23 protein-coding genes are annotated in these 25,874 nt (G+C 54.5%); 7 read left to right on the top strand and 16 right to left on the bottom strand.

The features are described from left to right. Window positions 1–49: 49 nt before the first annotated feature. The 11 genes from lpxD to rpsB all read right to left on the bottom strand — a co-directional run bounded on the left by lpxD (window position 50) and on the right by rpsB (window position 11,912). A complete protein-coding gene (gene lpxD / locus FHC52_RS02845; RefSeq protein ID WP_008501901.1) occupies window positions 50–1,075 on the bottom strand; it encodes a UDP-3-O-(3-hydroxymyristoyl)glucosamine N-acyltransferase in 1,026 nt (341 codons plus the stop codon). A 3-nt stretch (window positions 1,076–1,078) separates the two neighbouring features. Next, window positions 1,079–1,573, bottom strand: a complete 495-nt coding sequence (gene skp / locus FHC52_RS02840) for a molecular chaperone Skp (RefSeq protein ID WP_008501902.1) — start codon at window positions 1,571–1,573, stop codon at window positions 1,079–1,081. A gap of 122 nt (window positions 1,574–1,695) precedes the next feature. After that, window positions 1,696–4,113: an outer membrane protein assembly factor BamA gene (bamA, locus tag FHC52_RS02835; protein ID WP_008501904.1), complete on the bottom strand. Its 2,418-nt coding sequence runs from the start codon at window positions 4,111–4,113 to the stop codon at window positions 1,696–1,698. 31 nt (window positions 4,114–4,144) lie between these two features. Beyond that, window positions 4,145–5,497, bottom strand: coding sequence for a sigma E protease regulator RseP (gene rseP, locus FHC52_RS02830; protein WP_008501905.1), 1,353 nt, complete (start codon window positions 5,495–5,497; stop codon window positions 4,145–4,147). An 11-nt stretch (window positions 5,498–5,508) separates the two neighbouring features. After that, entirely contained in the window at window positions 5,509–6,366 is an 858-nt protein-coding gene (cdsA, locus tag FHC52_RS02825) for a phosphatidate cytidylyltransferase (protein WP_008501906.1), read from the bottom strand. Window positions 6,367–6,378: 12 nt separating this feature from the next. Beyond that, complete coding sequence (ispU, locus tag FHC52_RS02820; RefSeq protein ID WP_021240487.1) at window positions 6,379–7,137, bottom strand: (2E,6E)-farnesyl-diphosphate-specific ditrans,polycis-undecaprenyl-diphosphate synthase; 759 nt, start codon at window positions 7,135–7,137, stop codon at window positions 6,379–6,381. 186 nt (window positions 7,138–7,323) lie between these two features. Further along, entirely contained in the window at window positions 7,324–8,523 is a 1,200-nt protein-coding gene (gene ispC, locus FHC52_RS02815; protein WP_032654742.1) for a 1-deoxy-D-xylulose-5-phosphate reductoisomerase, read from the bottom strand. Between the two features lie 93 nt (window positions 8,524–8,616). Beyond that, a complete protein-coding gene (frr, locus tag FHC52_RS02810; protein ID WP_032654740.1) occupies window positions 8,617–9,174 on the bottom strand; it encodes a ribosome recycling factor in 558 nt (185 codons plus the stop codon). Window positions 9,175–9,341: 167 nt separating this feature from the next. Continuing rightward, complete coding sequence (pyrH, locus tag FHC52_RS02805; protein WP_008501910.1) at window positions 9,342–10,067, bottom strand: UMP kinase; 726 nt, start codon at window positions 10,065–10,067, stop codon at window positions 9,342–9,344. Window positions 10,068–10,217: 150 nt separating this feature from the next. Beyond that, the gene (gene tsf, locus FHC52_RS02800) at window positions 10,218–11,069 is read right to left on the bottom strand and encodes a translation elongation factor Ts (protein WP_014830708.1); all 852 of its coding nucleotides are present in this window, start codon (window positions 11,067–11,069) and stop codon (window positions 10,218–10,220) included. A gap of 117 nt (window positions 11,070–11,186) precedes the next feature. Then, window positions 11,187–11,912 (bottom strand): 30S ribosomal protein S2, encoded by a 726-nt coding sequence (rpsB, locus tag FHC52_RS02795; RefSeq protein ID WP_003856207.1) that lies wholly within the window; start codon window positions 11,910–11,912, stop codon window positions 11,187–11,189. Between the two features lie 321 nt (window positions 11,913–12,233). Between rpsB and map the strand changes: the two genes are divergently transcribed. From map to FHC52_RS02775, 4 genes are all read left to right on the top strand, one after another. Further along, window positions 12,234–13,028, top strand: coding sequence for a type I methionyl aminopeptidase (gene map, locus FHC52_RS02790; protein ID WP_008501913.1), 795 nt, complete (start codon window positions 12,234–12,236; stop codon window positions 13,026–13,028). Window positions 13,029–13,090: 62 nt separating this feature from the next. After that, window positions 13,091–15,766: a bifunctional uridylyltransferase/uridylyl-removing protein GlnD gene (glnD, locus tag FHC52_RS02785; RefSeq protein ID WP_128299366.1), complete on the top strand. Its 2,676-nt coding sequence runs from the start codon at window positions 13,091–13,093 to the stop codon at window positions 15,764–15,766. A 32-nt stretch (window positions 15,767–15,798) separates the two neighbouring features. Beyond that, window positions 15,799–16,623 carry a 2,3,4,5-tetrahydropyridine-2,6-dicarboxylate N-succinyltransferase gene (gene dapD / locus FHC52_RS02780; RefSeq protein WP_008501915.1) on the top strand — a complete coding sequence of 275 codons (825 nt, stop codon included), beginning with the start codon at window positions 15,799–15,801 and terminating at the stop codon, window positions 16,621–16,623. 111 nt (window positions 16,624–16,734) lie between these two features. After that, window positions 16,735–17,124 (top strand): DUF3461 family protein, encoded by a 390-nt coding sequence (locus FHC52_RS02775; protein ID WP_008501916.1) that lies wholly within the window; start codon window positions 16,735–16,737, stop codon window positions 17,122–17,124. A gap of 89 nt (window positions 17,125–17,213) precedes the next feature. Here the strand turns inward: FHC52_RS02775 and cdaR are convergent, their stop codons facing one another. From cdaR to dgt, 3 genes are all read right to left on the bottom strand, one after another. Next, window positions 17,214–18,371, bottom strand: a complete 1,158-nt coding sequence (gene cdaR / locus FHC52_RS02770; protein ID WP_008501917.1) for a DNA-binding transcriptional regulator CdaR — start codon at window positions 18,369–18,371, stop codon at window positions 17,214–17,216. Window positions 18,372–18,518: 147 nt separating this feature from the next. After that, window positions 18,519–19,955 (bottom strand): serine endoprotease DegP, encoded by a 1,437-nt coding sequence (gene degP / locus FHC52_RS02765; RefSeq protein ID WP_008501918.1) that lies wholly within the window; start codon window positions 19,953–19,955, stop codon window positions 18,519–18,521. Between the two features lie 130 nt (window positions 19,956–20,085). After that, window positions 20,086–21,600 carry a dGTPase gene (dgt, locus tag FHC52_RS02760; protein ID WP_220419899.1) on the bottom strand — a complete coding sequence of 505 codons (1,515 nt, stop codon included), beginning with the start codon at window positions 21,598–21,600 and terminating at the stop codon, window positions 20,086–20,088. Window positions 21,601–21,682: 82 nt separating this feature from the next. On the opposite strand from dgt, the gene mtnN reads away from it, so the two are divergent. Genes mtnN through FHC52_RS02745 form a run of 3 tightly spaced genes read left to right on the top strand, consistent with a single transcriptional unit; the run spans window position 21,683 to window position 23,825 of the window. Next, window positions 21,683–22,381, top strand: coding sequence for a 5'-methylthioadenosine/S-adenosylhomocysteine nucleosidase (gene mtnN, locus FHC52_RS02755; protein WP_008501920.1), 699 nt, complete (start codon window positions 21,683–21,685; stop codon window positions 22,379–22,381). Next, window positions 22,374–23,174, top strand: coding sequence for a vitamin B12 ABC transporter substrate-binding protein BtuF (btuF, locus tag FHC52_RS02750; protein ID WP_220419898.1), 801 nt, complete (start codon window positions 22,374–22,376; stop codon window positions 23,172–23,174). The genes mtnN and btuF overlap by 8 nt, the downstream gene beginning before the upstream one ends. A 27-nt stretch (window positions 23,175–23,201) precedes the next feature. Further along, window positions 23,202–23,825, top strand: a complete 624-nt coding sequence (locus tag FHC52_RS02745; protein WP_126287620.1) for a TRIC cation channel family protein — start codon at window positions 23,202–23,204, stop codon at window positions 23,823–23,825. A 58-nt stretch (window positions 23,826–23,883) separates the two neighbouring features. Here the strand turns inward: FHC52_RS02745 and erpA are convergent, their stop codons facing one another. Then, the gene (gene erpA, locus FHC52_RS02740; protein ID WP_008501923.1) at window positions 23,884–24,228 is read right to left on the bottom strand and encodes an iron-sulfur cluster insertion protein ErpA; all 345 of its coding nucleotides are present in this window, start codon (window positions 24,226–24,228) and stop codon (window positions 23,884–23,886) included. Window positions 24,229–24,307: 79 nt separating this feature from the next. Continuing rightward, entirely contained in the window at window positions 24,308–25,708 is a 1,401-nt protein-coding gene (gene clcA / locus FHC52_RS02735) for a H(+)/Cl(-) exchange transporter ClcA (RefSeq protein WP_021240492.1), read from the bottom strand. Window positions 25,709–25,874: the final 166 nt, after the last annotated feature.

Genomic DNA, 25,874 nt, shown 5'->3' with positions numbered 1-25,874 from the left:
TTATTAGAAAGCCGACAGGCCGGGAAAAATAGCGTTAAACGGATGACGCTTAGTCTTGTTGATCGATCTTGCGCTCAAGGGACTTGAGGCGCTTGCTCATATCATCAATGTTCATCACCAGAGCTGCTGTTTTACGCCATACCTTGTTGGGCTGGAGCGGAATGCCGGAGGAATAGACGCCAGGTTCAGTGATAGGACGCATTACCATGCCCATTCCCGTCACGGTCACCTTGTCGCAGATTTCCATATGGCCATTAATCACGCTCGCACCGCCAATCATGCAATAACGGCCAATTTTCAGGCTGCCCGCCATGATGACGCCACCCGCAACCGCGGTATTGTCGCCAATCACAACGTTATGCGCAATCTGGCACTGGTTATCGATGATAACACCATTGCCAATGATCGTGTCGTCAAGCGCGCCACGGTCAATGGTGGTACAGGCGCCGATCTCCACGCGATCGCCAATAATAACGCGACCAAGCTGCGGGATCTTAACCCAGTTACCGCGATCGTTAGCGTAACCAAAGCCATCAGAACCAATCACGGTGCTGGACTGGACGAGGCAGTTTTCGCCAATTTCAACGTCATGGTATACGGACACATTGGCCCATAAACGGGTCCCGGCGCCGATTTTCGTATTTTTCCCAACGAAGCAGCCCGGGCCAATGACGACGTTATCGCCCAGCTCGACGCCGGATTCGATAACCGCATTCGCACCAACGGCGACGTTGTTACCCAGCCTGGCCGTCTCATCAATCGCTGCGCTGGCAGCAATGTTCTGGGCCGGTTGCGGCGTGGTATCAAGAATTTGAGCCATGCGTGCATACGTCAGGTAGGGGTTTTTCACTACCAGCGCGCTTACAGTGGCAAATGGAAGATCGTCCTGCGTCAGAACAACAGCTGACGCCTGGCATTGAGCCAGTTGCTCACGGTACTTAGGGCTTACCATGAAGGTAATCGTGCCAGCTTTAGCAGATTGCATGGACGCAACAGCGGTGATGACGATATCGCCATCACCGTGTAATTCTGCATCCAACTGCTGAGCTAAATCAGCCAGTCGAATTGAAGGCATTACTTATTTAACCTGTTTCAGAACGTCAGCAGTGATGTCTTTAACATCTTTGCTGTTGAAAGCGACGGCGTTCGCATCAACAACCAGATCGATGCTCTGATCGGCAGCCACTGCTTTAACCGCGGTCTGAATGCGAGTCACCAGCTTGCCGCGTTCTTCGTTAGAACGACGCTGACGATCCTGCTCGAAAGCCTGCGCTTTCTGGGAGAACGCCTGGCGCTGAGCCATTACGTCTTTTTCCAGCTTGCTGCGGTCGCTTGCCTTCATGGTAGAACCATCACGCTGCAGACGCTGCATTTTGGACTGAAGATCGTTTTCCATACCCTGCAGTTCGCTTGCACGGCCTTTGAATTCGTTTTCCAGAGTCGCAGAAACACCTGTTTTCTGTGCAACCTGCTGGAACAAATTACCCATGTTGACGATTGCAATTTTGTCTGCTGCCTGAGCAGAAGTTGCCATCGCTAAACCGAGACCTGCAGCTAATAACCACTTTTTCACAATTAACTCCTTACCATCCCATTGGCACCAGAAGGTACCGTTCTTTGCGTGGCAAGGCGACCGTATTACCGATCGCCAGTTGTCAGCGCTACACTGCCAACGCATTCCTTTGCAGCGGATTATTACCAGGTTTTACCAATGTTAAACTGGAATTGCTCCGCTTTGTCTCCATCATATTTCTTAAACGGCTGGGCGTAAGAGAAGACCAACGGCCCCAGCGGTGACATCCATTGTAATGCGATACCGGCAGACATGCGAATATTGCTCGGATCGCTGTAGTCAGGAACGCCAGCTGCACGCATCTGGGCAGTGTTCTCCCAGTTGGTATCCCACACCGTACCCGCATCCCAGAAGAAGGATGTACGGACGGAGTTCGCATATTTATCACTAATAAACGGCGTTGGCGTGATGAACTCCAGGCTCGCCACGGCCATAGCGTTACCGCCGACTGCGTCATCAGAACTACAGACTTCTGATGAGGAAGACTTATCGCAGTTATCTTTGTCGTTCCCGCCGTAGTAAACCGCTTTCGGACCAATGTTGTTGGACTGGAAGCCACGAACGGTACTGGAACCACCGGCATAGAAGTTTTCATAGAACGGCATCTCTTTGCCGCCTAAACCATCACCATAGCCCCAACGGGTACGACCCAGAACCACCCACTTGTGATCGTCATCGATCGGGAAGTAGGACGCAGTATCCAGCGTCACCTTATAGAACTCGTTATCGGAACCCGGGACGGTGACTTTACCGTTCAGGTTGACGCGAGAACCTTCCGTTGGGAAGTAGCCACGGTCGAGACGGTTATAGGTCCAGCCGTAGTTGAAGGTGAAGTCATCTGCAGCGAAACCGTTGTTATCGCTGTTTTTGCTCGCCGACTGGCCAATAGAGTCCAGGTAACGCCACATGGCCACCTGCGGTTGCATATTGGACAGGTCGTTATGCACGTAACCTAAGCCCGCTCGCAGGGTGTTGTATTCGTTAATCGGGAAGCCAAGCGTTCCGTCCACACCGTAACTCTTGTTGGTGTAGGAGGACAGATCCGCATCGTCGGCTTTAAAGTCGTTATAGAAGATACGACCACCCAGGCTCACACCGTCAACGGTGAAGTATGGGTTCGTTACAGAGAACTCAGAGTAGGTCTGGTAGTCGTTTTTGGTACCGTTAATTCCGACAGAGTAACCCGTACCCAGCCAGTTATCCTGCTGCACGCCAACCTGGAAGCTGACGCCGCTTTCAGTACCGTAGCCCACACCAAAGTTAAAGCTACCGGTGTTACGCTCTTTCACTTTATAAACGACATCAACCTGATCCGGGCTGCCCGGTACGCGCTGGGTATCAGTATCAACCGTTTCAAAATAGCCCAGACGGTTCAGACGCTCTTTACCCTGATCAACGAGATCGCTACCTAACCATGCGCCTTCCATCTGACGCATTTCGCGACGCAGAACGGAGTCTTTGGAGGTGTCGTTACCGACGAAGCGGATCTTACGCACGTAGAAACGGTTACCCGCGTCAACATTCACGTGCAGCTTAACGGTTTTATCCGCGTCATTGATTTCCGGCTGAGTCTGTACGCGCGGATAGGCATAACCATAGCGGCCGAGCAGCTTCTTAATGCTGTCTTCCATTTTGGTGACTTTGGATCCGCTATAGAGATCGCCTGGCTGAATTTTGGTCAGCGATTCGATTTCAGCAGAATGCCCCGCCAGGTTACCGCTCACCTCAACACCCGAAAGCTTGTACTGATCGCCTTCCGTGATGTTGATCGTAATGTAGATGCCTTTCTTGTCCGGCGTCAGGCTCACCTGCGTCGAGTCGATGTTGAAACGCGCGTAACCACGATCCAGATAGTAGCTGCGCAGGGTTTCAAGGTCGCCCGCCAGTTTCTGTTTCTGGTATTTGCGATCGCCCACCACGTTCCACCACGGCACTTCATCGCGCAGCTGGAAGGTGGAGATCAGTTCGTCGGTGCTGAACGCGTGGTTACCCACAATGTTGATCTGCTGGATCTTCGCAGAGACGCCTTCCTGGAAGACCAGCTTCAGGTCAACACGGTTACGCGGCAGCGGAGTCACAACCGCTTTCACGCTGGCGCTGTATTTACCGACGCTGTAGTAGAAGTCTTCCAGACCTTTTTCAATGTCTGAAAGGGTTGTGCGGTCCAGAGACTCACCCACACGAACACCGGATGCTTCAAGGTTTTGCTTGAGCATGTCATCTTTCACCGACTTGTTGCCGGAGAAAGTGATACTGGCGATCGTTGGACGTTCTTTTACCTGTACCAGCAGGGTATCACCATCACGCAGGACGCGGACATCCTCGAAGTTGCCGGTGGCAAACAGAGCACGGATGGTATTACTGATATCATCATCATTAACCGTATCGCCGGGGCGCACAGGCATACTGAGGAGGGCCGCACCAACGGCGACACGCTGAAGGCCTTCGAAATGAATGTCTTTCACTACGAACCCGTCAGCACCGTATACGGTGGCGCTGCTAAACAGCAGCGACGCTATGAGCAACTTTTTCATCGCCATCGTTATTATGCGTTCTTCCTAACTAACTCTCTTACAACCGAGAGAAATCATTGAAAAGTGCAAGCCCCATTAACAGCACCAGCAAAATCGAGCCAATGCGATAACTAAAGTCTTGAACTCGCTCGGATACCGGCCCGCCTTTTAGCTTTTCAATCGCTAAAAACAGCAGATGACCCCCGTCTAAAACGGGAAGCGGGAACAGGTTGATTATCCCAAGGTTCACGCTAATGAGCGCGAGGAACATGAGATAGTAAATCACCCCGAATTCCGCTGACATCCCAGCCCCCTGGGCAATCGAAATTGGCCCACTGAGGTTGTTCAGTTTCACATCACCGGTTATCAATTTCCCCAACATGTTGACCGTCAGCTTCATCAGTTGCCATGTTTTATCCGTGGCTTCAAGGATGGCGCTGAACGGCCCATACTGGCGTATTGTCTTGTACTCATCTGGCAGCGGGATCACTTTTGGCACAACGCCTGCAAACCCTTCTGCCTTCTTGCCGACCGACTTCGTATCCGGGATCAGCGTCAGCGAAAGCGGACTGCCCTGCCTTTCAACTTCCAGCGCGAGAGACGTACCCGGATTATCGCGCACCAGAGTAACAAAGGTCATCCACTCTGTTAATGGTTGACCATCGACTTTAACGATCCTGTCGCCTGCTTGCAAACCCGCTTTGCTCGCCGCCGAGTTTGCCTGTACTTCGGCTAATACCGGCTCGATCTGCGCGCCGCGCGGACGAATGCCCAGCGCAGCGACGGGATCCTCTTTGTCTGGCTCGAAACGCCATTGACGTAAATCGAGCACTTTGTCCTGACGGGCGTCTGACCCAAATGGCGATACGCTGATGGTGGTCTGCGGATCGCCAATTTTAGCAACCAGCTGCAGTCGCACGGCATCCCAATCAGGGGTTTCGATGCCATCAATCGCTTTAAGTTCCATCCCGGATGTAATTTGCGCACTCGCCGCGATGGAGTTGGGGGCAATGTCACCTACTACCGGACGCACGCCAGGGACGCCGATGATAAACACCAGCCAGTAAGCGAAAATTGCAAAGATGAAGTTGGCTACCGGTCCGGCAGCGATGATGGCGGCGCGTTGTCCAACGGTTTTATTGTTGAATGCGCTGTGTCGCAGTTCAGGCGCGACAGGCTCGACGCGTTCGTCGAGCATTTTGACGTAGCCACCCAGCGGGATAAGGGCGATGACAAATTGCGTACCGTGGCGGTCGGTGCGCGTCCAGAGTGATTTACCAAAACCGATGGAAAACCGTTCTACGCGCACGCCACAGCGGCGAGCAACCCAGAAATGGCCAAATTCATGCACGGTAATCAGTACACCCAGTGCAACTATGAACGCCGCCAGATTCCAGAGAATGCTCAGCATAAAACCTTCCGTTAAATCGTCCCGAATACCAGTAAAAGCAAACACGCAAACACTGGAACAGCCGCTGTCAGGCTATCAATGCGATCCAGTATACCGCCATGCCCTGGAATCAGGTGTCCACTGTCCTTAATCCCTGCTTCACGCTTGAACATACTTTCGGTTAAATCACCGAGCACGGAGGCAAGCGCAGCAAAAATCGAGCACACCAGCAGTATTGATGGTGCCACTTCAAGATTCGCCCAGACGCCGTAGCCCCAGGAGATGATCGCGGCCGTAAACAAACCGCCGATAAATCCTTGCCAGGTTTTGCCCGGAGAAACCTTCGGTGCCAGCTTATGTTTGCCAAACAGTTTACCAAACATATAGGCCCCGGAGTCAGCCCCCCAGACGAGAATCATCACATAAAGCAGCCAGATCGCACCGCTGTAGTGGTTTTCGTCGTAGTGCCAGGCGCGCAGCGCAACCATACCCCAGAAAAAAGGAATAATAGTGAGCAAACCAAAAATCAGTCGCAGCACTTTTGAATGACGCCACAACGCCGCGGAGCCGGGATAAAACAGCACCAGCAACAGCGCGGCAACCCACCAGGCCAACGATATCCACAAGGAACCAGCCACCAGAGGCTGATGAATATCATGATGATATTCAGGCAACGTGAACAGCATTACGGCCAGAATAAAGCCACAAAGTACCGCAAGCCATACTCGCTGCGTACGCGAGGTAAAGCCGCTAAACTGTCCCCATTCCCACGCGGCGAGCATGCACACCACCAGCGTAACAATAGCGAATCCCACCGGGGGCAGTAAAAACAGCGCCGCAATGACAATGGGTATTAATACAAAAGCGGAAATCAGGCGATACTTCAGCAAAAGCTACCCCCATCAGGCGTTGTCGCCACCAGGCTCGGTGCCGCCGAAACGACGCTCTCGATTGGCAAAGGCATGCAGCGCACCTTCAAAGTCTTGTTCATCAAAATCGGGCCAAAGAACATCTGTAAAGTAAAGTTCGGCATAGGCAATTTGCCATATCAAAAAGTTACTTATGCGATGTTCTCCCCCTGTCCTAATTACTAAATCCACAGGTGCCAGTTCATTCATGCAGATTTGCTTGCTCAGCGCTTCTTCATCAATTTGGTCGGGTCTCAACAGCCCTTCCTGAACCTGTTCGGCGAGATGCCGAACGCCCTGGATAATATCCCAGCGTCCGCCGTAATTCGCCGCAATATTCAGCGTCAGACCGGTATTATTTTCAGTCAGCGCCTCTGCTTTACGAATCCGTTCCTGCAAACGTGAGTTAAAACGACTGGTATCGCCAATGATACGCAGGCGGACGTTGTGGCGGTGCAGGCTTTTTACTTCGCTGTCTAGCGCCCACACAAACAATTCCATCAACGCAGTCACTTCCTGCAGCGGTCGATTCCAGTTTTCACTGCTAAAAGCATAGAGCGTTAACGCATCAATGCCGTTATTGGCGGCAAAAGAAACGGCGCGGCGAACGGATTTCGCCCCAGCTTTATGCCCAAAGGCTCGTATCTTCCCTTGTCTTTTCGCCCAGCGGCCATTGCCATCCATAATGATTGCTACATGACGGCAGCCATGAGCTGGCAAGTTTTCGCTTATTGGTTGATTCGCAGACAACATAACGCGTTTTTTGTCCCTGAAAAGGATTTAACGGTACTCAGGAATACTGAAGCCGATACATAAAAAAGCCGTGTCAAACCACGGCTCACCTGACCACGTAAAGTCAAATACCTGCGATCAGGTGGCGCAGACTATATCACTGAAGCCCAACGCTAACAAATAGCACGACGACTAGTGGTTGCTTTATCACCAGCTTGCGAGACGTGTCACCTGTTGGCGCGCAATATTACGCGCAGCTGCATCCACCGTCAGCACCTCTTCCACGCTCTGTGGTTCGCGCAAATCCATCATCTCCAGTACCGATAAATTTAACGCCGAAATATCGGTAAAACGAATTTGCTGATTCAGAAATGCTTCAACGGTAATTTCATTGGCTGCATTCAGTGCCGTTGTCGCCGCCTGCCCCTGGTCAAAGGCCGTCATTGCAAGCTTCAGACAAGGGTAGCGGTCATAGTCTGGTTCACTGAACGTCAGGGAACTTAGCTTGCAGAAATCAAGCGGCTTCACGCCGGACTTCACTCGATTCGGCCACGCCATGGAATGGGCAATCGGCGTACGCATATCCGGTTCGCCCAGCTGCGCCAGCACGCTGCCATCCTGATAACGCACCATCGAATGAATCACCGATTGCGGGTGAATCAGTACTTCCATCTGTTTCGCTGACGCATTAAACAGCCAGCGCGCTTCAATGTATTCCAGACCTTTGTTCATCATGGTGGCAGAGTCAACGGAGATTTTACGCCCCATGGACCAGTTCGGATGACGGCACGCCTGATCCGGCGTCATCGCACGCAGTTCAGACAGTGGCGTTTCACGGAACGGGCCACCAGACCCGGTAAGCAGAATCGACACGACGCCATTCTGCTCCAGGTCAGCGTACCCCAGGTTCTGTTGAAAAGGTTGCGGTAAACTCTGAAAAATCGCGTTGTGCTCGCTGTCGACGGGCAAAAGACGCGCGCCGCGCTGCTTCACCGCCTCCATGAACAGGCGTCCGCAGGTGACCAGCGACTCTTTATTGGCCAGCAGAACGTCCTTACCGGCATCAATTGCGGCAAGCGTCGGCAATAATCCTGCCGCCCCGACAATGGCCGCCATCACCTGATCCACCTCATCCAGCGCCGCCATCTCGCAGGCCGCCCGCTGGCCACTCAGCACCTCGGTTCGGCTGCCCTTCTCAAGCAGCTGTGCTTTCAGCAGGCGCGCGCTCTCTTCGTCATCCATCACCGCATAGCGGGGCGTAAACTCCAGGCACTGCTCAACCATTCGCTGCACATTCTTACCGGCCACCAGCGCTGTCAAGGTGTAAAGTTCAGGATTATGGCGAACAACGTCGAGAGTGCTGCAACCGATAGAGCCGGTTGAGCCAAGGAGTGTTAAATGCTTCATGAGATGCCCGAAAAGTTAGACCAGATAAAAGCAAAACGCCGCCAGCAAGACCCAAAGTCCCTCTGAACGGCGTTTATCAGTGTACGACAGAAATCAGAACTGCATCAGTTCCGCTTCTTTATCTGCCAGCGCCGCATCAATTTTCTTGATGGCAGCGTCAGTCATTTTCTGAATGTCGTCCTGGGAACGACGATCGTCATCTTCACTGATCTCTTTTTCTTTCAGCAGCGCTTTGACTTTATCATTCGCGTCGCGACGGACGTTACGCACGGATACACGACCCTGCTCAGCTTCGCCACGCACCACTTTGATCAGGTCTTTACGACGCTCTTCGGTCAGCGGTGGCAGTGGAACGCGGATGTCAGCACCCGCAGAGCTTGGGTTCAGACCGAGGTCAGACGCCATGATCGCTTTCTCAACCGCCGGGCCCATAGAACGATCGAATACGTTGATTTTCAGCGTACGGGTATCTTCTACCGTCACGCTCGCCAGCTGACGCAGAGGGGTTGGCGTACCGTAGTACTCGACGATGATGCCATCCAGCAGGCTTGGGGAAGCACGGCCAGTACGGATTTTGCTGATTTGGGTTTTGAACGCTTCTACGCATTTTTCCATGCGTATTTCAGCATCTTTTCTGATGTCGTTAATCACGTTACGAATCCTTGAAAACTTGTCTCAGGCAGACTATCCGCCAGCACAGCGCTACAGGTGTGCTAAGTATAGTCGCGTTTAATTCATGACAACGCCAAAGGCGCGCCCGGGTAAGATACCACTACAAAATAAAGCGGAATCTTACCTGTATTTATCGTCAACGGAAATTATTCCGTGATCAAAGTGCCTTCTTTTTCGCCCATGACCACGCGACGCAGTGCGCCAGGTTTGTTCATGTTGAAGACACGAATTGGCAATTTGTGGTCGCGAGCCAGCGTGAAGGCGGCAAGATCCATCACTTTCAGCTCTTTATCCAGCACTTCGCTGTAGCTCAGCTGATCGTACATGGTGGCAGAAGGATCTTTTGCCGGGTCGGCAGTAAACACGCCATCGACTTTGGTCGCTTTCAGTACCACATCAGCTTCGATCTCGATACCGCGCAGGCAAGCAGCGGAATCGGTCGTAAAGAACGGGTTACCCGTACCGGCGGAGAGGATCACCACGCGGTTGTTGCGCAGCAGGCTGATAGCTTCTGCCCAGCTGTAATTATCGCATACGCCATTCAGGGGGATCGCGGACATCAGGCGGGCGTTCACATAGGCGCGATGGAGCGCATCACGCATCGCCAGGCCATTCATCACGGTTGCCAGCATACCCATGTGGTCGCCCACAACGCGGTTCATCCCCGCTTTCGCCAGACCAGCACCACGGAAAAGGTTGCCACCGCCAATGACCACGCCAACCTGGATGCCCAGTTCGACCAGTTCTTTGATTTCCTGTGCCATGCGATCAAGGATGCTTGCGTCAATACCGAAGCCTTCCGATCCCTGCAGCGCTTCGCCACTCAGCTTAAGCAGAATGCGTTTGTACACGGGTTTTGCATTGGTAGCCATGTTTCTTTCCTGAGACTGTCAACGATTAAGATGGGGGTTAATTCTGGCGACATGATATGCCGCAAATCAGTACAGCGATACTGGAGCCTGTCTGATTTCCTGTGACGGGTGACAAAAAGAAGCCGCCCTCAGGCGGCTCCTTTTCAATCATTAAGACTGCTTGGACATTGCAGCAACTTCTGCTGCGAAGTCAGTCTCAACTTTCTCGATGCCTTCGCCCACTTCGAAGCGGATGAAGCCAGTTACGTCAGCGTTGTGCTCTTTCAGCAGCTGAGCAACAGATTTGCTTGGGTCCATTACGAATGGCTGGCCAGTCAGAGAAACTTCGCCGGTGAATTTCTTCATGCGGCCTTCAACCATTTTCTCTGCGATTTCTTTTGGTTTACCAGACTGCATCGCGATGTCCAGCTGAACCTGGTACTCTTTCTCTACCACTTCAGCAGACACGTCTTCTGGCTTAACGAATTCTGGCTTGCTTGCAGCGATGTGCATTGCCAGCTGTTTAACCAGCTCTTCGTCAGCGCCTTTAGCCGCAACCAGAACACCGATACGAGCACCGTGCTGGTATGAACCCAGAACGTCGCCTTCCAGAGAAGCAACGCGACGGATGTTGATGTTCTCACCGATTTTAGCAACCAGCGCAACACGCTCTTCTTCGAACTGTGCTTTCAGAACTTCAACGTCAGTGATTTTGCCAGCAACCGCTGCGTCCAGAACTTTGTTAGCAAATGCCTGGAAACCACCATCTTTAGCAACGAAGTCAGTCTGGCAGTTAACTTCCAGAATGATGCCGTAGGTGCCGTCGATCTTAGTGATGATCACGCCGTCAGCAGCAACGTTGCCTGCTTTTTTAGCTGCTTTGATCGCACCGGATTTACGCATGTTTTCGATTGCCAGCTCGATGTCGCCGTTCGCTTCAGTCAGCGCTTTTTTGCAATCCATCATGCCTGCGCCAGTACGCTCGCGCAGCTCTTTTACCAGGGATGCGGTAATTTCAGCCATTCTTAAATCCTCGGGAGATGTGAACTGCCCGGCCGGGGGCCAAACAGTGTAAATTGAAAAAAGGGGCCGGTAATGGGCCCCTATTCATACACGGTACTAATAAGGGGTAAAACCTTATTATTCAGCTTCTACGAAGCTTTCTTCCGCCTGAGAAGCCAGATCCTGGGAACGGCCTTCACGAACGGTAGCAGCTACAGCGCTCAGGTACAGGCTAACAGCACGGATTGCGTCGTCGTTACCCGGGATAACGAAGTCAACACCGTCCGGATCGGAGTTGGTATCAACGATAGCGAATACCGGGATACCCAGGTTGTTAGCTTCTTTGATAGCGATGTGCTCGTGGTCTGCATCGATTACGAACAGCGCGTCTGGCAGGCCGCCCATATCTTTGATACCGCCCAGGCTGTTTTCCAGCTTGTCCAGTTCACGAGTGCGCATCAGCGCTTCTTTCTTAGTCAGCTTGTCGAAAGTACCGTCCTGAGACTGGGTTTCCAGATCTTTCAGGCGCTTGATGGACTGACGAACAGTTTTCCAGTTGGTCAGCATGCCGCCCAACCAGCGATGGTTCACGAAGAACTGGTCGCAGCTGTTAGCAGCATCTTTCACAGCTTCGCTTGCAGCGCGCTTAGTACCAACGAACAGAATCTTACCTTTACGGGAAGAGATCTTGTTCAGCTCAGCCAGGGCTTCGTTGAACATTGGTACAGTTTTCTCAAGGTTGATGATGTGAACTTTGTTACGTGCGCCGAAGATGAAAGGCTTCATTTTCGGGTTCCAGTAACGGGTCTGGTGACCAAAGTGAACACCAGCCTTGAGCATGTCGCGCATGGAAACAGTTGCCATGTTTAAAACCTCTATATTGAAAGTTGGGGTTATGCCTCCACGTATCCCATATTACCGACCCCGAAGGGCACCCCGGAATATGTGCCGATACGTGTGTGTTGTTACACAAAGTGAGATTTGTCGCTCCCGTCCAGCCTGTGTATCTGAGATGGATCGGAAGTCCGGCGCGCTTTATACCACAAAACACGACCAGAAACCAACAGTTGTTGGCGGAGTGTGCTGTTAATGATTCTCAATTTGGCACGGAGCGTGCCTGACTGATACCATTGACGACACTTAGACTAGTATTGTCGAAAAAATCGACACCGATGGACAGATTACATGGCTATCTCTATTAAGACACCTGAAGAAATTGAAAAGATGCGCGTCGCCGGTCGTCTGGCCGCGGAAGTGCTGGAAATGATCGAGCCGTTCGTGAAGCCGGGCGTCAGCACGGGTGAACTGGACCGCATCTGTAACGACTATATCGTGAACGAGCAGCACGCGGTTTCCGCCTGCCTCGGCTACCACGGTTTCCCAAAATCCGTCTGCATCTCTATTAATGAAGTGGTGTGCCACGGCATTCCTGACGATGAAAAACTGCTGAAAGACGGCGATATCGTCAACATCGACGTGACCGTCATTAAAGACGAGTACCACGGTGACACCTCAAAAATGTTCATCGTTGGCAAGCCGACCATCCTGGGCGAGCGCCTGTGCAAAGTCACCCAGGATAGCCTCTACCTGGCGCTGAAAATGGTGAAGCCGGGTATTCGCCTGCGTACTATCGGCGCCGCAATTCAGAAATTTGTGGAAGCGGAAGGGTTCTCCGTGGTGCGCGAATACTGCGGTCACGGTATTGGCCGCGTCTTCCATGAAGAGCCGCAGGTTCTGCACTACGATGCAGACGACGGCGGCGTCGTGCTGCAAAAGGGCATGACCTTCACCATCGAGCCAATGGTCAACGCCGGTGACTACCGCATCCGCACCATGAAAGACGGCTGGACGGTGAAAACCAAAGACAGAAGCTTGTCTGCCCAGTACGAGCATACTATTGTGGTAACAGACAACGGCTGCGAAATTATGACGTTGCGCAAGGATGACACCATCCCGGCGATACTGACGAACATTGAGTGATAAGAAGCCGGCAAATGCCGGCTTTTTTAATGGCGATAGCTTTTTCTTATGGGTGGCGCACGATGAGTAATCTTTTACCCGAACAGTATGCTAACACAGCCCTTCCCACCCTCCCCGACCAGCCCGATAACCCGGGCGTCTGGCCGCCGCACGAGCTGACCTGCGCGCATATTAAATCCCATATGGATGTTTTCCATCGCTGGCTGGGTAGCGCGTTCGATGCAGGCGTATCTGCCGAGCAGCTCATTGAGGCGCGCACCGAGTTTATCGACCAGCTCCTGCAGCGTCTATGGATCGACTACGGTTTCGGGCAGGTTAGCGACATCGCGCTGGTTGCCGTCGGGGGCTATGGCCGCGGTGAGCTGCATCCGCTTTCCGATATCGATCTCCTGATCCTAAGCCGCAAAAAGCTGCCGGACGAACAGGCGCAAAAAATCGGCGAGCTTCTGACCCTGCTCTGGGACGTGAAGCTGGAAGTCGGCCACAGCGTTCGCACCCTGGAAGAGTGTCTGCTGGAAGGGCTATCGGACCTGACCGTTGCCACCAACCTGATTGAAACCCGTCTGCTGATTGGCGACGTCGCGCTGTTCCTGGAGCTGCAAAAACACATCTTCAGCGACGGCTTCTGGCCGTCAGAAAAGTTCTTCGCCGCGAAGGTCGAGGAGCAAAACCAGCGCCACCAGCGCTACCACGGCACCAGCTATAACCTTGAGCCTGACATTAAAAGCAGCCCCGGCGGCCTGCGCGACATCCACACGTTACAGTGGGTCGCCCGTCGCCATTTCGGCGCCACCTCGCTGGACGAGATGGTTGGCTTCGGCTTTTTAACCGAGGCGGAGCGTAACGAGCTCAACGAGTGTCTGCACCTGCTGTGGCGCATCCGCTTTGCCCTGCATCTGGAGGTCACCCGCTACGATAACCGTCTGCTGTTTGACCGCCAGCTCAGCGTGGCGCAGCGCCTGAATTACCAGGGCGAAGGTAACGAGCCGGTTGAGCAGATGATGAAGGATTTCTTCCGCGTCACCCGCCGGGTGACCGAGCTGAACCAGATGCTGTTGCAGCTGTTCGACGAGGCCATTCTGGCCCTGACGGCGGACGAAAAGCCGCGCCCGATTGACGATGAATTCCAGCTGCGCGGCACGCTTATCGATCTGCGCGACGAAACGCTGTTTATCCGCGAGCCGGAAGCGATCCTGCGGATGTTCTACACCATGGTGCGCAACAGCAGCATCACCGGGATCTACTCCACCACCCTGCGCCATCTGCGCCATGCGCGCCGTCATCTGACGCAGCCTTTGTGTTACATCCCGGAAGCCCGTTCGCTGTTCCTGAGCATGCTCCGCCACCCGGGCGCCGTAAGCCGCGGGCTGCTGCCGATGCACCGCCACAGCGTGCTGTGGGCCTATATGCCGCAGTGGTCGCACATTGTCGGCCAAATGCAGTTCGACCTGTTCCACGCCTACACGGTGGATGAACACACCATCCGCGTGATGCTCAAGCTGGAGAGCTTTGCCAAAGAAGAGACGCGCTCCCGCCACCCGCTGTGCGTCGAGCTGTGGCCGCGCCTGACCCATCCGGAACTGATCCTGATTGCCGCCCTGTTCCACGACATCGCCAAGGGCCGCGGCGGTGACCACTCGGTACTGGGCGCCCAGGACGTGCTGAAATTTGCCGAACTGCACGGCCTGAACTCACGTGAAACGCAGCTGGTGGCCTGGCTGGTGCGCCATCACCTGCTGATGTCGGTCACCGCGCAGCGTCGGGACATTCAGGACCCGGAAGTCATTAAGCAGTTCGCGGAAGAAGTTCAGACGGAAAACCGCCTGCGCTATCTGGTCTGCCTGACGGTGGCGGATATTTGCGCCACCAACGAAACCCTGTGGAATAGCTGGAAGCAGAGCCTGCTGCGCGAGCTGTACTTCGCTACCGAAAAACAGCTGCGTCGCGGGATGCAGAACACGCCGGACATGCGCGAGCGCGTGCGTCACCACCAGCTTCAGGCGCTGGCGCTGCTGCGGATGGATAACATTGATGAAGAGGCGCTACATCAGATTTGGGCCCGCTGCCGCGCCAACTATTTTGTCCGCCACAGCCCAAACCAGCTGGCGTGGCACGCGCGGCATCTGCTCAAGCACGATCTGTCCCAGCCGATGATCCTGCTAAGCCCGCAGGCCACGCGCGGCGGAACGGAGATTTTCATCTGGAGCCCGGACCGGCCTTATCTGTTTGCTGCCGTCTGTGCCGAGCTGGACAGACGTAACCTGAGCGTGCATGACGCGCAGATTTTCACCACCCGCGACGGCATGGCCATGGACACCTTTATCGTGCTGGAGCCGGACGGCAGCCCGCTGTCGTCGGACAGGCATGAAGGGATACGTTTAGGTCTGGAGCAGGCGATTACCCAGCGCAGCTGGCAGCCCCCGCAGCCGCGTCGCCAGCCGGCAAAATTGCGCCACTTTACCGTGGATACCGAGGTCAATTTCCTGCCGACCCACACCGATCGTAAATCGTTCCTGGAGCTGATCGCGCTCGACCAGCCAGGGCTGCTCGCCCGCGTCGGCCAGGTTTTTGCCGATCTGGGAATTTCGCTTCATGGGGCCCGAATTACAACGATTGGCGAGCGAGTAGAAGATTTATTTATAATCGCCACCGCCGACCGGCGTGCCCTTAATAATGACCTGCAGCTTGAAGTGCAACAACGGTTGACAGCAGCCCTCAATCCAAACGATAAAGGGTGATATGTTTTTTAGTGAAATGGAAAGAGTAAACAATGCAGCAGTTACAGAACGTTATTGAGTCCGCTTTTGAGCGTCGCGCCGAGATTACCCCGGCAAATGTGGATACCGTGACCCGTGAAGCGGTAAACCAGGTGATTTCCCTGCTGGATTCCGGCGCGCTGCGCGTGGCAGAAAAAATCGACGGTCAGTGGGTCACTCATCAATGGCTGAAGAAAGCCGTGCTGCTCTCTTTCCGCATCAACGATAACCAGGTTATCGACGGAGCAGAAAGCCGCTACTTCGATAAAGTGCCAATGAAGTTCGCTGACTACGACGAAGCGCGTTTCCAGAAAGAAGGTTTCCGCGTGGTGCCGCCTGCGGCGGTGCGTCAGGGTGCCTTCATCGCACGCAACACCGTGCTGATGCCATCCTACGTGAACATCGGTGCCTACGTTGATGAAGGCACCATGGTGGATACGTGGGCAACGGTTGGTTCCTGCGCACAGATCGGGAAAAACGTTCACCTGTCCGGCGGCGTGGGCATCGGCGGTGTTCTGGAGCCACTGCAGGCTAACCCAACCATCATCGAAGATAACTGCTTCATCGGCGCGCGTTCAGAAGTGGTGGAAGGCGTGATCGTGGAAGAAGGTTCCGTGATCTCCATGGGCGTTTACATCGGCCAGAGCACCCGTATTTACGACCGTGAAACCGGTGAAGTGCATTACGGTCGCGTTCCGGCGGGCTCCGTGGTGGTTTCCGGCAACCTGCCGTCAAAAGATGGCAAATACAGCCTGTACTGTGCGGTTATCGTGAAGAAAGTGGATGCGAAAACGCGCGGTAAAGTGGGCATCAACGAATTGCTGCGCACCATCGATTAATCGGGTATAACAAAAAGCGGGGGCAACCCCGCTTTTTTTATATCTGAGGGTGGCGAAAATAGATTTTTTCGTTAATTATTCAAAGGTTATGTTGAGATCAAGGGTACCGCTATGTACGATAATCTGAAAAGTCTGGGCATTACCAATCCTGATGAAATTGATCGTTACAGCCTCCGCCAGGAAGCCAATAACGATATTTTGAAAATCTATTTTCACAAGGACAAAGGAGAGTTTTTCGCCAAAAGCGTGAAGTTTAAATACCCACGCCAGCGTAAGACCGTTGTTGCTGACGGTGTAGGACAGGGATACAAAGAAGTACAGGAAATCAGCCCTAACCTGCGCTATGTGATCGATGAACTCGATCAGATCTGCCAGCGCGACCGCACCGAAGTCGATCTCAAGCGCAAGATCCTTGACGACCTGCGTCACCTTGAAAGCGTTGTTACCAATAAGATCAGCGAGATTGAAGCGGATCTTGAGAAGTTAACCCGCAACAAATAAGCCGTTTTATTGCCCGGTGGCGCTTCGCTTACCGGGCCTACGAACGCATGTAGGCCGGGTAAGGCGAAGCCGCCCCCCGGCAAACAGCTTCATCTCTGTTCATCCAACTGCAGCGCCACATACAGCAGCAGCCTGTCGTCGAAATTTCCCAGATCTAACCCCGTCAGCTCTGAAATTCGGTTTAACCGATACTCCAGGGTATTGCGGTGAATAAACAGCGCTTTTGACGTCGCCAGCGGCTGCACGTTATGACGGAACCACGCCTGCAGGGTCCGGCGCAGCAGGCCGTTATTGTCCATGGCTTTCAGGCGCGCCAGTGGCCGCGCCAGCTCATTGGCCTGCCAGCCACCGCGCAGGCTGTCGAGCAGCACCGGCAGCATCAGGTCCTGATAAAAATAGCTGCGGCTCTCCGGCATTCGCTGCTTGCCCACCATCATGGTGGTGCGCGCGGTTCGCCAGGAGCGGGCGATACTGCCCGGACCGGTAAAGTAGTTGCCCAGCGCAACGCGAAAACGCAGCTGACCATTCTCTTTCATACGGGAAATTAACTGCTCCACGCGACGGCGATGATCGTCCGCATCCCAGCGGCCAAACGCATTGAGCGCCGGTTTGAGCACCACCATCTCCGTCAGAGAAACGATCGCCACCAGGTTATCGCGCTCCGGCGTCGCCAGTGCATTTTGCAGCTGCTGCAGCTCGGCCATCGCGCTGTCTACGCCCAGCTGGCCGCTGTCGACCTCAATGACCGCCACCACGCGCGGCTGGTTCAGATCGATCCCCAGACGCTGCGCCCATTCACTGAGCGCAGGCGTATGCTCCTCTGCCTGAATAAGGTTCATCACCAGCTCTTCGCGCAGGCGGCTGTCCTGAGCCAGCAGGTGCATCAGCCGCGACTGCTCCAGCATCATCTCCGCCGTCATGCAGACCAGCTCGCCATATTTTCGCAGTGACTCGGGCTCGCCGGTGAGGCCGATGACCCCCACAATCTCGCCTTCAAGGCGCAGCGGTAAATTGATGCCCTGACGGACGCCGTGCAGGTGTTTCGCTACCGCATCGTCGATATCGACCACGCGCCCCTGGGAGAGCACCAGCAGCGCGCCTTCGTGCAATTCCCCAATACGCTCGCGATCGCCACTGCCAATAATGCGCCCGCGGGCATCCATTACGTTGATATTGGTATCAATGATGCGCATGGTGCGCGCCACAATATCCTGCGCCATTTTGGTATCAAGATGCCAGCCAGCCATAGAACCCTCCCGTGAGCAGAGCTCAAGCATAGGGAAGTTCAGCGACGCCTGCATTGTGCAGATGCACAAAGAGAGAGGAAGAAGTGTGGACTTGTGTGAAAGGTCACAGAAACGAGAAAAGCCCCTGCGAACAGGGGCTTCAGAGGATTACTGCATCAGCAGGTAAATAGAGGTGTCACCACGCTGGATATTCAGCGCCAGCACGGAAGGTTTGCTGTCGAGGATCTTACGCAGTTCAGCGATGTTTTTCACCGGCTGCTGGTTAGCGCCCATGATCACATCGCCTTTTTTCAGGCCAATACGGGCTGCCGGTGAATTCGCCTTCACGTTATTCACCACTACGCCTTTATCTGCGCCTTTGTTGCTCATCTCGGCACCTTCAATACCGCTGAAGATGGTGCTGGAGTCCACCTGATTCTGGCTGCTCTGCTGCAGCTCCAGGCTGACGTTAACCGCCTTGCCGTCGCGCAGCAGACCAAGGGTCACTTTGCTGCCGATAGGCATAGAGCCGACTTCCGCACGCAGGGCGGCAAAGCTGCTGATCGGTTTACCATTCAGGGAGGTGATCACATCCCCCGCTTTAATGCCCGCTTTCGCCGCAGAGGAGTTCGGCATCACCTGGCTGACGAATGCCCCGCGCTGGGCGTCAACCTTCATTGCCTTAGCCAGTTCGGAGTTCAGTTCCGTACCCAGGATACCCAGCTCACCGCGTTTCACCTGGCCATACTGCACCATCTGCGCGGTCAGGTTTTTCACCATGTTACTTGGGATAGCAAAGCCGATCCCGATGTTGCCGCCGTCCGGTGCCAGGATCGCGGTGTTGATACCGATCAGCTCGCCGTTCAGGTTGACCAGCGCACCGCCGGAGTTACCGCGGTTGATCGCTGCATCCGTCTGGATGAAGTTTTCATAGTTTTCGGCATTGAGGCCGCTGCGGCCCAGTGCAGAGACGATACCCGAGGTCACGGTTTCACCCAGACCAAACGGGTTACCGATCGCCACGGTATAGTCACCCACGCGCAGCGCGTCGGAGTCGGCAATTTTAATCGCCGTCAGGTTTTTCGGATCCTGAATCTGGATCAGCGCGATGTCGGAGCGCGGATCTTTGCCGACCACTTTGGCGTCAAACTTACGGCCATCGCTCAGCTGAACCTTAATGCTGCTCGCGTTATCAACAACGTGGTTGTTGGTGACGACATAGCCTTTCGCTGCATCAATGATTACCCCCGAGCCAAGCGCCATGAATTTCTGCTGCTGGCCGCCGCCCTGGCTGTCATCCCCTGCGCCACCGCCCTGACAGAACGGAGAGCTCTGGAATGGCGAACCGTCCTGGCAGAACGGCGAGTTGTCGCCGAAGAACTGCTGGAAGTTACGCGGCATGCGCGGCGTATTGACGGTCGTGCTACCCTCAACGTTAATACTCACCACCGATGGCATCACTTTTTCGAGCATCGGTGCCAGGCTTGGCATCTGCTGCGCGGTTGCTGCCGACGACGCGGTCTCGGCTGCAGTAGCAGTCAGAGGAGACAGCGCTAAACCTAAACTCAGAGCCAGTGCACTCATTGCTAATGTGGTTTTTTTCATGTTTCTCAATCTCGATTTACAGGTAACGCAAAATTGCTGTGTAACTCAGATTCGTTTTATACCGCTTAGTTCCGGCGATAAGTTTATGGAAAAGGTAAAAATTTATTGGCCGTCTTTACAAAACTCCGGGTTATTCCACCGCCATCAGCTTGCGATATTCATCCCAGGCATACAAATCCGTCATGCCGCTGATATAGTCCTGGATAAGACGGCAGCGGTAATAATATTCCATCACCGGCCACTGCGGTGACTGGCGATCCAGCTTGCCAATCGCTTCGACATACGCCAGACGGTGTCGGGTAGAAAGTTTTTGATAAAGTCGTGATTCAATGGGAATACGGCGCACGCGCTCGTGTTCTACCAGCTCGCTGAATTCGTCGACCGACAGCTGGAGCAGCGGAGCATAAATTTCCAGTAACCCACTGATCACCCTATATCCCTGCAGCTCTAACTGTTCGACATCCGGATGGCTGAATACATGCCGCATCGCCACATGTTTATAAAGCTCGAGGAGCTGGCTGAAACTGCTGTCATCTTCCAGCAGGGCGTGGTTGAATTCCCCGCTGAAAATCAGCGGCAAATTATCAATAAAGCGTGACGCCGCGTACGGCACCAGCTTATTTAATGTATTGACCCGCAAATACATAAAGAACTGGTCTTCCGTACTGCGGCTTAATGTATTTGAGCGTGATTTTTCCCAGGCATTTTCGACAACCTGCGCAAACAGCGAGCCTTTTTCATGGGTGCCCCAGGCCGTATAAAGATGCTGATAAAGCTCCTCGACGCTGAAAATTTTTTTCTCAACGGCGTCTTCCAGATCGGCCACGCAATAGGAAATATCATCGGCGGCTTCCATAATCCAGGTCAATGGAAAACGGCCGTTTGGCGTCAATGAAAGTTCTTTACGTAACCGTTCAATATAAGCCTCTTCGGAAAGGTAATAGCCCGGTTTTTTCATTAAATAACTGTGGGACGCGGGCGTCTCCCCCATCCACCACGCGGGGCGCGTATATTTAAGAATGCAGCCGACCTGCGCCCAGGTCAGGTTCATACGCATCAGGGAATGCACCAGCCGGATCCCCTGCGCGTTACCCTCAAAGTGACAGAGGTCCTGGCGCACCTTGCGGCGCAGATCGTTCAGCCCCTCTTCACCTTCACGCAGGCGTAAATCGCGTACGATGCAGCGGTCGTCGCTCAGCGGCTGGCTTACCGCATCCGAAGGGTAAAGCCGTTGCTTAAACCAGTCATTGATAGCCGCCTCACCAAAGTGGCCGAAAGGCGGGTTGCCGATGTCATGCATCAGGCAGGCCATCTCAACGATGCTCTCAAAAGGCCCCGTCAGCTCGTCCAGACCATAGGTTTCCAGTAAGCGCTGCTCTTTGAGACGGCTTAAAATCTCTTTGGCGATGTAGCGCCCGACCTGCTGCACCTCCATGGAGTGGGTTAAGCGCGTGCGCACCGCGGCGTTACGCTCCAGCGGAAAGACCTGGGTCTTTTGCTGCAGACGGCGGATGGCGGGCGAGTTAATGATCCGCCCGCGATCGCTTTCGAAGATACGCAGGATCTCATGTTCGCTCTTGTCGCCCTGCGGCGAACGGAAACGTCGGTGCCAGTTAATTTTGGTGCGAAAATCGATTGGTGACATGTGCTCCCCCGCGTGAGAATGCGTTTCCCCTTAACCGCATGATAGACTATGCATCTTAACAAGGCACATCGCGAGTAAATCTATGAAAATCGGCATTATTGGTGCAATGGAAGAAGAAGTTACGCTTCTGCGTGACAAAATTGAGAACCGTCAGACCCTCTCTCTGGGAGGTTGTGAGATCTATACCGGTCAGCTAAACGGTGTTGACGTGGCTCTGCTGAAATCAGGCATCGGTAAAGTCGCTGCGGCGCTGGGTGCCACCCTGCTGCTTGAGCGCTGCAAGCCGGACGTGATCGTGAATACCGGCTCTGCGGGCGGCCTGGCGCCGACGCTGAAAGTGGGTGACATCGTTGTTTCCGACGAAGCGCGCTATCACGATGCGGACGTCACCGCGTTCGGCTACGAGTACGGCCAGCTTCCGGGCTGCCCGGCAGGGTTTAAAGCGGACGACAAACTGATTGCGGCGGCAGAGACCTGCATTGCGGAGCTCAACCTCAACGCGGTACGCGGTCTGATTGTCAGCGGTGATGCGTTCATCAATGGCTCCGTTGGCCTGGCGAAAATCCGTCATAACTTCCCTCAGGCGGTGGCCGTTGAGATGGAAGCGACCGCGATCGCGCACGTTTGCCATAATTTCAACGTACCGTTTGTAGTGGTTCGCGCCATCTCTGACGTGGCAGATCAGCAGTCCCACATCAGCTTCGACGAGTTCCTGACCGTTGCAGCAAAACAGTCCACCGTGATGGTGGAACGCCTGGTGCAGAACCTGGCACGTGGCTAAACATCCCTTCAGGGCGCTGGCCGCCCTGCTTCTGCTCGCACCGGCGTGGCTTTTTGCCGCGCCGCGTGTGATTACCCTCTCTCCCGCCAATACCGAACTGGCGTTTGCCGCCGGGATCACGCCCGTTGGCGTGAGCAGCTTTTCGGATTATCCCCCACAGGCTGCGGGCATTGAACAGGTGGCAACCTGGCAAGGGATGAACCTTGAGCGCATCGTGGCGCTGAAACCGGATCTCGTGCTGGCCTGGCGCGGCGGAAACGCCGAGCGGCTGGTTAACCAGCTTACCTCCCTTGGCATCAAGATCATGTGGATTGATGCCGTCAGCATTGAGCAGGTCGCTCAGGCGCTACAGGCCCTGGCACCCTATAGCCCTACGCCCAAAAAAGCCGAGGCTGCAGCGAAACAGATGCTCAGCGACTATGCCGCGCTGAAATCCCGATACGATACCCCTGTTAAAAAGCGCATCTTCCTGCAGTTTGGCAGCCAGCCGCTGTTCACCACCGGTAAAGGGTCGATTCAGAATCAGGTACTGGAAGTCTGTGGCGGTGAAAACATCTTTGCAGCCAGCCGGGTACCGTGGCCTCAGGTAAGCCGTGAGCAGGTTCTGGCGCGCCAGCCACAGGCCATCGTGGTGGTCGGAAATGCGAGCGAAATTCCCAAAATCGAGCAATTCTGGCAAAAGCAGCTAAAAATACCGGTAATACCCCTCAACAGCGACTGGTTTGAACGCGCCAGCCCGCGTATTATCCTCGCCGCAAAACAGCTCTGTGCCGCGCTGGCAGAGAGTCACTAACATAAGACCCTTTTCGAGGATTTAACGATGCTCGTTTATTGGCTGGATATTCTTGGCACAGCCGTTTTTGCTATCTCCGGCGTCCTGCTCGCCGGAAAACTACGCATGGATCCGTTTGGCGTGCTGGTGCTTGGCGTGGTGACCGCCGTGGGCGGCGGGACAATCCGCGATATGGCGCTGGCCAATGGCCCGGTGTTTTGGGTGAAAGATCCGACCGACCTGGTGGTCGCGATGGTCACCTGCCTGTTAACCATTGTGCTGATTCGCCAGCCCCGCCGATTACCAAAATGGATATTGCCGGTACTGGATGCCGTCGGTCTGGCCGTGTTTGTCGGTATTGGTGTCAATAAGGCGTTTAATGCGGGCACCGGTCCGATGGTGGCGATCTGCATGGGCGTGTTAACCGGCGTGGGCGGCGGGATCATTCGCGACATTCTGGCACGGGAGGTGCCGATGATCCTGCGTACTGAAATTTACGCGACGGCCTGTATTGCGGGCGGCATTGTCCACGCGACCGCGTATTACACCTTTGCAATTCCGCTGGAAAACGCCGCGATGCTGGGGATGATCGTGACGCTGGCGATACGTTTAGCGGCGATACGCTGGCATCTGAAGCTGCCGACGTTTGCGCTGGATGAAACTTCAAGATAGGCGTCGTTTATAAGCCCGGTGGCGCTTCGCTTACCGGGCCTACAATCCGCATTCAGGCTTAAATGCTGAACGAAGACCCACACCCGCAGGTGCTTGTTGCGTTCGGGTTGGTCACCACAAAGCGTGAACCTTCCAGACCTTCGGTGTAGTCGACCGAACCACCTACCAGATACTGCAGGCTCATCGGGTCAACCACCAGCGCGACGCCCTGTTTCTCAATGGTCATATCGCCATCGTTAACCTGATCGTCAAAAGTAAAACCGTACTGGAAGCCGCTGCAGCCGCCACCGGTAATATAGACACGCAGTTTCAGATCCGGATTGTCTTCGTCGGCAATCAGGGTTTTCACTTTGTTGGCTGCTGCTTCGGTAAATTCCAGCGGCACAGCTACGTCATCACTCATCTTATGCTCCCATGAATACTGCTATTGGGTAAAATTCACCCAATTCTTTTCGTCATTATCTAATACCCTGGTAATTCATTCAAGTATTCTGCGCGGCGGCCCGCTCCGCCTCTTGTTTTGCCAGGGTACGCGCGAGGATGGTGGAGTATAGCGGTTTTCCACCCAGGAACTGGGCTAATAGTGTCGCCCCGAGACAGGTAATGATCATTGGCAAAATGAGCTGGTAATTGTCCGTCATCTCCAGCACCAGCACGATACCGGTCAACGGCGCGCGCAGGGAGGCGGCCAGCAGCGCCCCCATTCCGGCTACCGCAAAGGTCCCTGCATCAAGGTGATAGGCGGGAAAGCCCGCCTCAGCCGCCATACCAAACGCGGTGCCCAACAAGGTTCCCAGCGCCAGCATCGGGGCGAATATCCCGCCGGGCGCGCCGGAGGAAAAACACAATACCGTGGTGATGACGCGGGAGATAAACATAAACAGCAGCAGACCCACGCTGAAGTTCCCCGCCGCCGCAATGGGGATCAGCCCGAAGCCGCCGCCCGCGGCATTCGGCTCGATAAACCCGAGCACGCCACAGATTCCGCCAAGCAGGCCGCCCATCAGCACCCATTTAGTCGTATTCCCACCGTGAATACGCTGGAACATATCCTGAGCGCGCAGGATAAAGGTATTAAACAGCGGTCCCACCACGCCAAAAATCATGCCGAGGATCAGGTAAAGCCACAGGGTGTTAACCGGCGCGTTGGTCAGTTTACCCACCTCAATGACCGCCCCTTCGCCATTAAAGAGGCGAAACACGATGCTCGACATAATGACGCCGGTAAACACCGCTTTAATGGAGATCAGGTTGTAGCGAAACTGCGCGCGCATTTCTTCGATGATAAACAAAATGCCCGCCAGCGGCGCGTTAAAGGCCGCCGACAGCCCCGCCGCCGCACCGGTTGCCAGCAGCGTATGGCGCGCTTCGGCGCTGCGCATCCGAAAGAGATCGCCCACCATGCGGCCGACGTTCCCGCCCAGCTGAACCGTAGGCCCTTCCCGGCCAAGAACCATCCCCGCGCCCAGCGTACCCATGCCGCCGATAAATTTCACCGGAATGACTCGCCACCAGCGCACAGGACGCAGCTCCTCCAGCGCCCCTTCAATTTCCGGGATGCCGGACCCGCCCGCCTCCGGCGCAAATTTACGCACAAGAAAATACCCCACCATGGCGAACAGCGCCGACAACCCGAACGCCGCAACCCAGACCAGCCATCGGCTGTCGGCGAAACCGGCCACGGTTCCCACTCGCCAGTTGAGTACGGCATTAACCGCTTTTTCAAACGCCACGCCCACCAGACCGGCGAGTGTTCCCACCACGGCAGCGGCCAGCAGGATCGCCAGCGGCGTTTTATCGCGATTGAGCAGCCGTCGAATACTGATTCGATGCTGGGCGCGCGTAAACTGTTGTTCTTCAAAAGACGGAGAATCTGATTTCATGTCCTGTACTTATTCGTCATACAAAAGCCGCGTGGATTTTACCAGAGACTGCCCCACCGTCTCCTGAAAATTACTTAACAAATCTTAAAGCATTACCAGGCTAAAAATTTCATAACCTTCCCCGAATCACTTAGAATAGTGGGCTTAATCATTTTATACGAACCAG

Origin of the sequence: Enterobacter sp. EC_64, from assembly GCF_019584165.1 — a bacterium.
GTDB lineage: Bacteria > Pseudomonadota > Gammaproteobacteria > Enterobacterales > Enterobacteriaceae > Enterobacter > Enterobacter roggenkampii.
Note: the sequence above shows the minus strand (reverse complement) of the source record. Positions and strands in the feature narration are given on the sequence as shown.

Bases quoted from the DNA above. Each gene is read 5' to 3' on its own strand.
- cdaR (WP_008501917.1), bottom strand. From the start codon at position 18,371: ATGGCTGGCTGGCATCTTGATACCAAAATGGCGCAGGATATTGTGGCG.
- glnD (WP_128299366.1), top strand. From the start codon at position 13,091: ATGAGTAATCTTTTACCCGAACAGTATGCTAACACAGCCCTTCCCACC.
- rseP (WP_008501905.1), bottom strand. From the start codon at position 5,497: ATGCTGAGCATTCTCTGGAATCTGGCGGCGTTCATAGTTGCACTGGGT.
- FHC52_RS02775 (WP_008501916.1), top strand. From the start codon at position 16,735: ATGTACGATAATCTGAAAAGTCTGGGCATTACCAATCCTGATGAAATT.
- degP (WP_008501918.1), bottom strand. From the start codon at position 19,955: ATGAAAAAAACCACATTAGCAATGAGTGCACTGGCTCTGAGTTTAGGT.
- pyrH (WP_008501910.1), bottom strand. From the start codon at position 10,067: ATGGCTACCAATGCAAAACCCGTGTACAAACGCATTCTGCTTAAGCTG.
- ispU (WP_021240487.1), bottom strand. From the start codon at position 7,137: ATGTTGTCTGCGAATCAACCAATAAGCGAAAACTTGCCAGCTCATGGC.
- mtnN (WP_008501920.1), top strand. From the start codon at position 21,683: ATGAAAATCGGCATTATTGGTGCAATGGAAGAAGAAGTTACGCTTCTG.
- ispC (WP_032654742.1), bottom strand. From the start codon at position 8,523: ATGAAGCATTTAACACTCCTTGGCTCAACCGGCTCTATCGGTTGCAGC.
- FHC52_RS02745 (WP_126287620.1), top strand. From the start codon at position 23,202: ATGCTCGTTTATTGGCTGGATATTCTTGGCACAGCCGTTTTTGCTATC.
- dapD (WP_008501915.1), top strand. From the start codon at position 15,799: ATGCAGCAGTTACAGAACGTTATTGAGTCCGCTTTTGAGCGTCGCGCC.
- erpA (WP_008501923.1), bottom strand. From the start codon at position 24,228: ATGAGTGATGACGTAGCTGTGCCGCTGGAATTTACCGAAGCAGCAGCC.
- tsf (WP_014830708.1), bottom strand. From the start codon at position 11,069: ATGGCTGAAATTACCGCATCCCTGGTAAAAGAGCTGCGCGAGCGTACT.
- map (WP_008501913.1), top strand. From the start codon at position 12,234: ATGGCTATCTCTATTAAGACACCTGAAGAAATTGAAAAGATGCGCGTC.
- rpsB (WP_003856207.1), bottom strand. From the start codon at position 11,912: ATGGCAACTGTTTCCATGCGCGACATGCTCAAGGCTGGTGTTCACTTT.
- dgt (WP_220419899.1), bottom strand. From the start codon at position 21,600: ATGTCACCAATCGATTTTCGCACCAAAATTAACTGGCACCGACGTTTC.
- lpxD (WP_008501901.1), bottom strand. From the start codon at position 1,075: ATGCCTTCAATTCGACTGGCTGATTTAGCTCAGCAGTTGGATGCAGAA.
- bamA (WP_008501904.1), bottom strand. From the start codon at position 4,113: ATGGCGATGAAAAAGTTGCTCATAGCGTCGCTGCTGTTTAGCAGCGCC.
- clcA (WP_021240492.1), bottom strand. From the start codon at position 25,708: ATGAAATCAGATTCTCCGTCTTTTGAAGAACAACAGTTTACGCGCGCC.